The organism is Corallococcus sp. AB011P (assembly GCF_003611605.1).
GTDB classification, from domain to species: domain Bacteria; phylum Myxococcota; class Myxococcia; order Myxococcales; family Myxococcaceae; genus Corallococcus; species Corallococcus coralloides.
The window spans coordinates 1-11,620 of record NZ_RAVX01000046.1; the positions used below are offsets into that span (position 1 = coordinate 1).

Here is an 11,620-nt window from a genome sequence, read left to right on the forward strand (position 1 = left end):
CGGCAGATGACGGCCAGGGACTCCGGCGTGCGAAGGGCCTGGGCGCTGAAGGCGTCATGGAGGCAGAGGTCGCGGGGGAACTCCGCGCTGGGGCCATTCCAGTCCACGAGAAGCCGCTGCCGCTCCGGAGCGGTGAGCAGGGGCAGGCTCGCGAGCGTCGAGTCCGGCTGCGTGGTGATGGCCTCCAGCAGCACGCCCATGTGGCCCGCCATGCGCTGCACGGTCGAGGCATCGAAGAGGTCCGTCGCGTACGTCAGCAGCCCGACGAAACCCTGGGGCGACTCGCCGAGGGTGAGCGTCAGGTCGAACTTGGAGGACCGGGTGTCCACCGGGACGCTCTGGAAGGACAGCCCGGACACGCGCAGCGCTTCGGTGGGCGCGTTCTGCAGGGAGAACATCGCCTGGAAGAGCGCGCTGCGGCTCAGGTCTCGCGCGGGCTGGAGGACCTCCACCAGCTTCTCGAAGGGCAGGTGCTGATGCTCGTAGGCCGCGAGCGTCGTGCGGCGCACCTGCGCGAGGAACTCACGGAAGGTCGCCTGCGGCTGGACGTGGGCGCGCAGGACGAGCGTGTTGACGAAGAAGCCGATGAGGCCCTCGGTCTCCGCCTGGGTGCGGCCCGCGATGGGCGTGCCCACGCTGATGTCGTCCTGCGTGGAGTAGCGCGACAGGAGCAGCTGCCAGGCCGCGAGCAGCAACATGAAGGGCGTGGCGCCTTCACGTTGGGCCAGGGCCTTCAGGGACTGGGAGACCTCCAGCGGGATGCGCACGTCCACCGTGGCGCCCCGACGCGACTGCACCGGCGGACGCGGGTGGTCCGTGGGCAGGTCCAGCGCGGAAGGTGCCCCCCCGAGCTGCTTCTTCCAGTAGCCCAGCTGCGCGTCCAGGGCCTCGCCCTGGAGCCAGCCTCGCTGCCACATCGAGAAGTCCGCGTACTGCACGGGCAGCGGCGGGAGGACGGGAGCGCGGCCGGTGCTGAAGGCTTCGTAGAAGGCCGCCACCTCCCGGACGAGCACGCCCATGGACCAGCCGTCGGAGACGATGTGGTGCATCGTCACCAGCAACAGGTGCGAGTCCTGTCCCAGCCGCACCAGCGTGCTGCGCAGCAACGGGCCCGTGGAGAGGTCGAAGGAACGCCGGGCCTCCGTGGCCGCTACGCGCTGGGCCTCATCCTCCCGCCGCGACTCAGGCAGGGACGTCAGGTCGATGAGGGGCAGCTCCCAGTCGGAGGGCTCCTGGATGCATTGCGACGGCTCCTCCTGCGACGTGGAGAGCGTGGTGCGCAGCGATTCGTGGCGCTCCACCAGCGCTTCGAAGGCGCGGCGCAAGGCCTCCACGTCCACCGGGCCCGTCAGCCGCAGGGCGGTGGGGATGTTGTACGAGATGTCTCCCGGTTGGAGCTGATCCAGCAACCAGAGGCGCTGCTGGGCGAAGGACAGAGGAAGGGCGCCTTCGCGCGGCATGGGCCGCAGGGGCGGTGCGCGCAGCCCGGTGGTCTGGGCCTCCTCGATCTTCGGCGCGAGTCCTTCGACCGTGGGCGCCTCGAAGAGGGCCCGCAGCGGCAGCTCCACACGGAAGGTGGAGCGCACGCGCGAGACGAGCTGGGTGGCCAACAGCGAGTGGCCTCCCATGGCGAAGAAGTCGTCCCGCACGCCGATGCGCTCCACCCGGAGGACCTCGGCGAAGAGGGTGGCCAGCTGCTCCTCGGTGGCGGTGCGCGGCGCGACGAAGACGGTGCTCCGAGGCGTGCTCCCCGGCTCCGGCAGGGCCTTCCGGTCCACCTTGCCGTTGGCGTTGAGGGGCAGCGCGTCCAGCACCACGAAGGCAGACGGCACCATGTACTCCGGCAGCCGCTGCTTGAGTCCTGCCCGGAGCGTGTCCGGCGCTGGCGAATGGCCCGCGCGCGCGGTGACGTAGCCGATGAGTCGCTTGTCCGCGCCGGTGCCCCGGGCCACGACGACCGCTTCGTTGACGCCAGTGAAGGCGCGCAGCGCGGTTTCGATTTCGCCCAGCTCGATGCGGAAGCCACGCACCTTCACCTGGAGGTCGACACGGCCCAGGAAGTCGAGCGTGCCGTCCTCCCGCCAGCGGGCCTGGTCACCCGTGCGGTAGAGGCGCTCGCCCGGTGTGGAGGCGAAGGGGTGGGGAATGAAGCGCTCCGCGGTCAGGTCCGGGCGGTGCAGATAGCCCCAGGCCAGGCCCTGGCCGCCAACGTACACCTCGCCGGCAATACCCACGGGCACCGGGTGCAGGTGCGCGTCGAGCACGAAGACGGTGGAGTTGGAGGGCGGCCGGCCGATGGGGATGGCGCCTTCCACGCGCGAGCCATGCCCCATGGCGAAGGTGGTGGCGAGGGTGGTGCTCTCCGTGGGGCCGTAGGCGTTGTGGAAGCTGGCGCCTTCGGGGATGCGCGCCAGGTGCTCTCGCACGCGGTCCGCGGGCAGCACGTCGCCACCGGAGAGGACCTGGCGCACGCCCGCGAGCGCTTCACCCTGGTGCAGGGCCATCTGCTCGAAGAGCGCGGTCGTCAGGAACAGCGTCGTCACGCCGTGGTGGCGCAGCTGCGCGGCCAGCTCCTCCAGCGAAAGGGAGTGCGGCGGCGACAGGACGAGCTTCGAGCCATTCAGCAGCGCGCCCCAGATTTCGAGCGTGGACGCGTCGAAGGCGATGGGGGCGACCTGGAGCCAGACCTCGTCCGCGCCGAGGCGCATGAACGTGCTGCCGACCACCATGCGCGTGATGCCCCGGTGCGGAATGCAGACGCCCTTGGGGCGGCCGGTGCTCCCGGAGGTGAACATCACGTAGGCCATGGCCTCGCCGTCCACGCGGACGTCGGGGGCGTGGGTGGGCCGCGTGGTGATGACGTCGCGCTGTGCATCCAGCCAGACGCGGGTGCCGGTGTCGGGCAGCAGTGACGCGAAGGGCTGGTGGGTGACGACGAAGTGGACGTCCGCGTCCTCCAGCAGGGACGCGATGCGCTCCACGGGAGCATTGCGGTCCACGGGAACGTAGGTGGCCCCCGCCTTGAGGATGGCGAGCAGCGCCGTCACCAGCTCGAAGGACCGCTCGACGGCGATGCCGACCCGCGCTCCCTGCGCGATGCCGAGGTCGCGCAGGTGGTGGGCCAGTTGGTTCGCTCGCGCGTCCAGCTGCGCATACGTCAGCGAGGCGTCCCCCAGGACGAGGGCGATGGCCTCGGGCGCGCGCTGCGCCTGCCGGGCGAAGTGGACGTGGACGGGGATGTCCGTGGGACTGGCGACGGTGGTGTCGTTCCACTCCACGAGGATGCGCTGCCGCTCCTCGCTGGAGAGGAGGGACAGCCCGGCCACGGACTGCTCGGGCCTGGCTGCCACGGACTCCAGCAGCGTGAGCAGCTGGCGGGCCATCCGCTCCACGGTGCCGCGCTTGAAGAGGGCGGTGCTGTACTCCAGCGAGCCCACGAAGCCCTGGGGCGAGTCCTGCATCGCCAGGTTGAGGTCGAACTTGGCGGAGCGCCCTTCGGTGCTGACCTGCTGGAAGGTGAGGCCGCGAACGCGCAGGTCTCCGGCCGGGGCGTTCTGGAGGGCGAACATCACCTGGAACAGCGGGCTGCGGCTCGCGTCCCGGACGGGCTGGAGGACCTCCACCAGCTTCTCGAACGGCAGGTGCTGGTGTTCGTAGGCCGCGAGCGTCGTGTCCCGCACCTGGGCGAGCAGCGTCCGGAAGGAGTCCTCCGGCGCCACGCGCGTGCGCAGGACGAGCGTGTTGACGAAGAAGCCGATGAGGCCCTCGGTCTCCGCCTGGGTGCGGCCCGCGATGGGCGAGCCCACGGTGAGGTCGTCCTGCGCGGAGTAGCGCGACAGGAGCACCTGGAAGGCCGCGAGCAGCACCATGAAGGGCGTGGCGCCCTCACGCTGGGCCAGCGCCTTGAGGGCGTCGGACGTCGCCTGGGGAATCCGGACGGAGACGGCCGCGCCCTGGTGGGACTGGATGGCCGGACGCGGATGGTCGGTGGGCAGCTCCAGCGCGAAAGCCGCGCCCGTCAGCTGCTGCTTCCAGTAGCCCAGTTGCGCGTCCAGCGTTTCGCCCTGGAGCCACTGGCGCTGCCGTTCCGCGAAGTCCGCGTACTGCACCGGCAGCGGGGCCAGCGTGGGCGTCTGGCCGGAGGTGAAGGCCTCGTAGAGGGTGATCAGCTCGCGGACGAGCACGCCCATGGACCAGCCGTCGGAGACGATGTGGTGCATCGTCACGAGCAGGAAGTGGTCCTCCTCCGCCAGCCGCACCAGCGTCGTGCGCAGCAGCGGCCCGCGCTCCAGGTGGAAGGGCTGGTTCGCTTCCTTCGTGATTCGGCGCTGGGCCTCGGCTTCGCGCTGCGCGTCCGGCAGCGCGGACAGGTCCACGAGCGGCAGCGTCCACGCGTCCGGCAGGTGGATGTGCTGCGTGGCCTGCCCTTCATGCTCATGGAAGGTGGTGCGCAGGGATTCGTGACGCGCGACCAGGGACTCGAAAGCGCGGCGCAACGACGCCACGTCCACCGGGCCCTTCAGCCGGAGCGCCGAGGGAATGTTGTACGACGCATCCCCCGGCGTGAGCTGATCCAGGAACCAGAGGCGCTGCTGCGCGAAGGAGAGCGGAATGGCTCCCGTGCGTGAGGCGGGGCGCAGCGGAGGAGCCCCCCGGGCCGCCGCGGGCCGCGCGTCCGCGAGCTTCAGCGCGAGGGCGGCCACGGTCGGCGCATCGAAGAGGGCCCGCAGGGGCAGCTCCAGCCCGAGCGTGGCCCGCACGCGGGAGACGAGCTGGGTGGCCAGCAGCGAGTGGCCTCCCAACGCGAAGAAGTCATCGTGGAGGCCCACCCGCTCCACCCGGAGGACCTCGGTGAAGAGGGCCGCCAGCTGCTTCTCGGTGGCGGTGCGCGGTGCGACGTAGGCGACGGCGCGCGCGGTCTCCTCCGGCTCCGGCAGGGCCTTGCGGTCCACCTTGCCGTTGGTGTTGAGCGGCAACGCGTCCAGCACGACGAGCGCGGAGGGGACCATGTACTCGGGCAGCCGCTGCTTGAGGCCTGCCTTGAGGGAGTCCACATCCAACGCGTGGCCTTCACGAGCAGTGACGTAGCCGACCAGCCGCTTGTCCGCGTCCGTGCCCCGGGCCACGACGACCGCTTCATGGACGCCGGTGGCGGAGCGCAGCGCGGCTTCGATTTCACCCAGCTCGATGCGGAAGCCACGCACCTTCACCTGGAGGTCGACGCGGCCCAGGAAGTCGAGCGTGCCGTCCGGCTTCCAGCGGGCCTTGTCGCCCGTGCGGTAGAGGCGCTCGCCCGGTGTGGAGGCGAAGGGGTGGGGGACGAAGCGCTCCGCGGTCAGGTCCGGACGGTGGAGGTAGCCCCAGGCCAGGCCCTGGCCGCCCACGTACACCTCACCCGCGACACCCACGGGCATCGGGCGCAGGCTCGCGTCGAGCACGTAGACCGTGGAGTTGGAGAGCGGCCGGCCGATGGACACCGAGCCGCCCACCACCGAATCGCGGTGCATGGCGAAGGTGGTGGAGAAGGTCGTGTTCTCCGTGGGGCCGTAGCCGTTGTGGAAGGTGGCGCCTTCCGGCAGGCGGGCCAGGTGCTCGCGAACGCGGGAGGCGGGCAGCACGTCGCCACCCGCGAGGACCTGGCGCACGCCCGCGAGCGCTTCGCCCTGGTTCAGGGCCATCTGCTCGAAGAGGGCTGCGGTGAGCCACAGTGACGTCACGCGGTGGTGACGCAGTTGCGCGGCCAGCTCCTCCAGCGAGAGGGAGTGCGAAGGAGCAAGGACGAGCTTCGCGCCGTGCAGGAGCGCGCCCCAGATTTCGAGCGTGGACGCATCGAAGGCAACAGGGGCGGCCTGGAGCCAGACTTCATCCGGCCCGAAGCGCATGAAGGTGCCGCCGAGCACCAGCCGGGTGATTCCCCGGTGCGGCACGCTGACGCCCTTGGGACGGCCGGTGCTGCCGGAGGTGAACATCACGTAGGCCAGGGCTTCACCGTCCACGCGGACGTCGGGCGCATGCGTGGGCCGCGAGGCAATCTGCGCGGATTGGGCATCCAGCCAGACGCGGGTACCGGAAGGAGGCAGCAGGGAGGCGAAGGGCTGGTGCGCGAGCGTCACGCTGACGTCCGCGTCCTCCAGCAGGGCGGCGATACGCTCCACGGGCGCATTGCGGTCCACGGGGACGAAGGCCGCGCCCACCTTGAGGATGGCGAGGAGCGCGGTCACCAGCTCGAAGGACCGCTCGACGGCGAGGCCCACTCGCGCACCAGGGGCGATGCCCAGGGCACGCAGGTGGTGGGCCAGCTGGTTCGCGCGCGTGTCCAGCTGCGCATACGTCAGCGAGTCATCTCCCAGCACCAGGGCCACCGCGGCAGGTGTGCGCTGTGCCTGCCGGGCGAAGTGGACGTGGACCGGCACGTCCGTCGGGCTGACGGTGGCCGTGTCATTCCACTCCACGAGGACGCGGTGACGCTCCTCGCCGGAGAGGAGGGACAGCCCGGCCACGGGCTGCTCGGGCTTCGCGGCCACGGCCTCCAGCAGCGTGCGCAGATGGCTGCCCATCCGCTCGATGGTGCTCCGCTCGAAGAGGGCGGTGCTGTACTCCATCCAGCCGGTGAACCCCTGTGGGGAGTCCTGCAACGTCAGGGTGAGATCGAACTTGGCGGAGTGGCCCTCGGTGATGACCTGCTTGAAGGTGAGGCCCGGGACGCGCAGCGCTTCCCCTGGGGCGTTCTGGAGGACGAACATCACCTGGAACAGCGGGCTGCGGCTCGCGTCCCGCACGGGCTGGAGGACCTCCACCAGCTTCTCGAAGGGCACGTGCTGATGCTCGTACGCCGCGAGCGTCGTGCTGCGCACCTGGGAGAGCAACTGGCGGAAGGAGTCCTCCGGCGTCACGCGTGTACGCAGGACGAGCGTGTTGACGAAGAAGCCGATGAGCCCTTCGGCTTCCGCCTGGGTGCGGCCCGCGATGGGCGAGCCCACGGTGAGGTCGTCCTGGCCTGCGTAGCGCGACAGGAGCACCTGCCACGCCGCGAGCAGCACCATGAAGGGCGTGGCGCCCTCGCGCTGGGCGAGGGCCTTGAGCGCTTCGGACGTCGCCTGGGGAATCCTCACTGCGTGGGTCGCACCCGCGTTGGACTGGATGGCCGGGCGGGGATGATCCGTGGGCAGCTCCAGGGTGGCCGGAGCCCCTCCGAGCTGCTGCTTCCAGTAGCCCAGCTGCGCGTCCAGTGTCTCGCCCTGGAGCCAGTCGCGCTGCCACGCCGCGAAGTCCGTGTATTGCACCGGCAGCGGAGCGAGGGCGGGCGCCTGACCGGTGCTGAAGGCCTCGTAGAAGGCCACCAGCTCGCGGACGAGCACGCCCATGGACCAGCCGTCGGAGACGATGTGGTGCATCGTCACGAGCAACAGGTGCTCTTCCGCCGCCAGCCGTACGAGCGCGGTGCGCAGCAGCGGACCGTTCCGCAGGTCGAACGGCTGCCGTGCATCCGCTTCGACCCTCCGCTGCGCTTCGTCTTCGCGCCGCGCTTCGGGCAGCGTGGAGAGATCGATGAGCGGCAACGCCCATGTGCCGGGCGTGTGGATGTGCTGGGTGGCCTGCCCCTCGCTTTCGCGGAAGGTGGTGCGCAGGGCGTCGTGACGAGCCACCAGCGCTTCAAAGGCGCGGCGCAGCGACTCCACGTCCACCTGGCCCGTCAGCCGGAGCGCCGTGGGGATGTTGTAGGACGCATCGCCCGGCGTGAGCTGATCCAGGAACCAGAGCCGCTGCTGCGCGAAGGATAGGGGCTGAGGCCCGTCCGCCTGGGTCCGGGTGAGCGGCGGGAGGCGGAGGCTCGGCGTCTGGGATTGGAGCCGCTCGGCGAGCGTGGCCACGGTGGGCGCTTCGAAGAGGGCCCGCAGCGGCAGCTCCACGCGGAACGTGGCGCGCACGCGGGAGACGAGCTGGGTGGCCAGAAGGGAGTGGCCACCGAGCGAGAAGAAGTCGTCGTGGACGCCCACGCGCTCCACGCGCAGCACCTGCGTGAAGAGGGCCGCGAGCTGCTCCTCGGCCGGGGTGCGCGGCGCGACGAAAGTGGACGTGAGCGACGTGCCCTGGGGGGCGGGCAGGGCCTTGCGGTCCACCTTGCCGTTGGTGTTGAGCGGCAGCGCTTCCAGCACGAGGAGCGCGGAGGGGCGCATGTGCTCCGGCAGGAGCTGCTTGAGCCAGTCCTTGAGGCCTTCGGGCGTGGGCGCGGACTCCGTGCCTTCGGGAGGCACCACGTAGGCGACGAGCCGTTTGTCGCCGGGGATGTCCTCGCGCGCCAGCACCACGGCGGCGTGCACCTGGGGATGCTTGAGGAGGGCGGCTTCGATTTCGCCCAGCTCGATGCGGAAGCCGCGGACCTTCACCTGGAAGTCGGCGCGGCCCAGGTAGTCGAGCATCCCGTCCGCGCGCCAGCGCACCACGTCGCCTGTGCGGTAGATGCGGGCACCGGGCGTGGAGGAGAAGGCATCCGGGATGAAGCGGTCCGCTGTCAGCTCGGGGCGATTGAGGTAACCGCGCGCGACGCCCTCACCACCGATGAAGAGCTCACCGGCGACGCCGACGGGCACGGGGCGAAGCGTGCCGTCCAGCACGTAGACGCGGACGTTGGGCAGGGGCCTGCCGATGGTGGGCGTGGGAGACGCATCGAAGGCGCAGGCGGTGGCGTCGACGGTGCACTCGGTGGGGCCGTAGACGTTGAAGACGCGCGGGCGCGGGGCCTGGGCGAGGTGACGCCAGGTGGCGGGGTCCACGGCCTCACCGCCCACGAGGACGCGGCGGGGAATGGCCTTGCGCTCCAGCAGCCCTTCATCCACGAGCAGGCGCAGGTGCGCAGGGGAGCAGTCGAGGACGTCGAGGGCGTCCTGGCCAATGCGGTTGACGAGCTCCCCGACGTCAGCGCGGGCCTCGTCGGGAATGATGCAGAGGGTGTGGCCGTCGAGCACCTGGATGAGCTGCTTGACGGAGGCGTCGAAGGAGAGGGGCGCGTTGACGCTGACACGCTCGCCGGGCCGTGCGTCCGCGTGCACCGTAGCGGCGAGGGCGACACGAAGATTGAGCACGGAGCGGTGCTGAATCATCACGCCCTTGGGACGGCCGGTGCTGCCCGAGGTGTAGATGATGTAGGCCAGATGCTCCGGGGTGACAGACGTCACCGGAGCGCACTGGGACTCAAGAGCAAGGTCCGCGGAGTCGGAGTCCAGGCAGAGGGTGAGCGCGGAGTGCGGGGGCAGCGAGTCGCGCAGGCGCTGCTGGGTGAGCACCACCGGAGCGCCCGTGTCGGTAAGGACGTGGGCAAGCCAGTCGCGCGGGTAGCTGGGGTCGATGGGGACGTAGGCGCCGCCAGCCTTGAGGGTGCCAAGAATACCGACGAGGGCCTCCACGGAGCGCTCCACGCAGAGGACGACGCGCACGTCGGGGCCAACGCCGAGTTTCACCAGTCGGTGCGCAAGCTGATTGGCGCGGACTTCCAGCTCACGGAAGGTGAGCTGCTCCTCGCGGCAGATGACGGCCAGGGACTCCGGCGTGCGAAGTGCCTGGGCGCTGAAGGCGTCATGGAGGCAGAGGTCGCGAGGGAACTCCGCGCTGGGGCCATTCCAATCCACGAGAAGCCGCTGCCGCTCCAGAGCGGTGAGCAGGGGCAGGCTCGCGAGCGTCGAGTCCGGCTGCGTGGCGATGGCCTCCAGCAGCACGCCCATGTGGCCCACCATGCGCTGCATGGTCGAGGCGTCGAAGAGATCGCTGCTGTACTCCAGGACGCCCACGAAGCCCTGGGGCGAGTCCTGCATCGTCAGCGTCAGGTCGAACTTCGCGGAGTTCGATTCGAGCGGCAGTTGCTCGAAGGACAAGCCCGGCACGCGGAGCGCTTCCATGGGCGTGTTCTGCAGGGAGAACATCGCCTGGAAGAGGGCGCTGCGGCTCAGGTCGCGCACGGGCTGGAGGGTCTCCACCAGCTTCTCGAACGGCACGTGCTGGTGCTCGTAGGCCGCGAGCGTCGTCCCGCGCACCTGGGCCAGCAGCTGGCGGAAGGTTGCCTGCGGCTGGACGTGGGCGCGCAGGACGAGCGTGTTGACGAAGAAGCCGATGAGGCCCTCGGTCTCCGCCTGGGTGCGGCCCGCGATGGGCGTGCCCACGCTGATGTCGTCCTGTGTGGAGTAGCGCGACAGGAGCAACTGCCAGGCGGCGAGCAGCAGCATGAAGGGCGTGGCGCCTTCACGCTGGGCCAGGGCCTTGAGGGCTTCGGAGAGCTGCGCGGGGACGCGCATGTCCACCGTGGCGCCGCGGTGGGACTGCACGGGCGGACGCGGACGGTCCGTGGGCAGGTCCAGCGCGGCGGGCGCTCCGGAGAGCTTCTCCTTCCAGTAGGCGAGTTGGGCCTCCAGCGTTTCGCCCTGGAGCCAGGACCGCTGCCAGACGGCGAAGTCCGCGTACTGCACGGGCAGTGGCGCGAGGGTGGGCAGGTGATCCGTGTGGAACGCCGCATAGAGCGCGGTGAGCTCACGGACGAGGACGCTCATGGACCAGCCGTCGGAGACGATGTGGTGCATCGTCACCAGCAGCAGGTGCTCCGCGTCGCCCAGGCGCACCAGGGACGTGCGGAGGAGTGGGCCGGCTTCCAGGTCGAAGGGACGACGGGCCTCCACGTTCGCGAGGCGCCGCGCCTCTTCTTCCCGCTGGGACTCGGGCACCGAGGACACGTCGAGCAGGGGCAGTGTCCACGTCGCGGGCGAGTGGATGCGCTGCGCGGGCTGGCCCTGGTGCTGGAAGAAGTTGGTGCGCAGCGTCTCATGCCGGGCGACCAGCGTCTCGAAGGCGCGGCGCAGGGACTCCACATCCACCTGTCCCTTCAGGCGAAGGGCCGCGGGGATGTTGTACGCGGCGCTGCCCGGCTGGAGCTGATCCAACAGCCACAGCCGCTGCTGTGCGAAGGACAGGGGCGGCGGGCCCTCATGGGTGGCGACGGGGAGCGGCGGGAGCCGGGACCCAGCGGAGGCAGTGCGCAGACGCTCGGCGAAGGCGGCGACGGTGGGGGCCTCGAAGAGGGCACGAAGCGGCAGCTCCGCACCGAAGGCCGCGCGGATGCGGGAGACGAGCTGGGTGGCCAGCAGTGAGTGGCCACCGAGAGAGAAGAAGTCGTCGTGGATGCCCACGCGCTCCACGCGCAGGACGTGGGCGAAGACGTCCGCGAGCTTCTCCTCGGTGGCGTCGCGAGGAGCGACGAAGTCCGCGAGAGGCGAGGCATCCGGGACGGGCAGTGCCTTCCTGTCCACCTTGCCGTTGGGGCTGAGGGGAAGGGCCTCCATGGGGACGAAGGCGGCGGGCACCATGTACTCAGGCAGCCGCTCCTTGAGGAACGTGCGCACCGCCGAGGTGTCCAACTGCTGGCCCTGGGCGGGCACGACGTAGGCGACGAGCCGCTTGTCACCGGGGACATCCTCACGGGCGAGGACGGCGGCTTCATGCACGGTGGCATGAGCGAGGAGGGAGGCCTCGATTTCACCCAGCTCGATGCGGAAGCCACGCACCTTCACCTGGAAGTCGAGGCGCTGGAGGTAGTCCAGCTGCCCGTCGGCCCGCCAGCGCACGACGTCGCCGGTGC

Annotated in this window: 1 protein-coding gene; it reads right to left on the reverse strand. The window is 70.6% G+C overall.

All coding sequences use genetic code 11. From position 1 onward, the window contains the following. Positions 1 to 11,620, reverse strand: an 11,620-nt coding sequence (locus tag D7X30_RS41090) for a non-ribosomal peptide synthetase (RefSeq protein WP_120568433.1), incomplete at both ends; no start/stop codon positions are given.